Raw genomic sequence first — 387 nt, 5'->3', positions numbered from 1 at the left:
TGTCCCTGCAGAACTGGCTGAAGGTAGCTACACGGTGGAAGCGACTGCTACCGATGCAGCTGGTAATTCCACGACAGCAATAGCAACTGGTAGTGAAGTTGATACCACTGCACCAACAGTCACTTTAGACGCCCAGGGTACAGGAAACGACACCACCCCGACTATTTCCGGCACCACCGATCTGCCAGCAGGTGAATCTGTAACGTTAACCGTGACAGATGCGAATGGTGATGCACAGACTGTTACCGCAACCGTGCAGCCAGACGGCACCTTCAGTGCCGATGTGCCTGCAGAACTGGCTGAAGGTAGCTACACGGTTGAAGCGACGGCCACTGATGAGGCGGGCAATTCAACGACTGCAACAGCAACTGGCGGTGAAGTTGATAC

General features: G+C 54.5%; 1 protein-coding gene. It reads left to right on the top strand.

What is annotated here, in order from left to right; all coding sequences use genetic code 11:
* The coding region (locus tag ACXAH4_RS20110) for an Ig-like domain-containing protein (protein WP_474883169.1) at positions 1 to 387 on the top strand (387 nt) is incomplete at both ends.

This window comes from Alteromonas sp. ABV2_168 (genome assembly GCF_056161165.1).
This window is presented reverse-complemented; position numbering and strand designations above follow the sequence as displayed.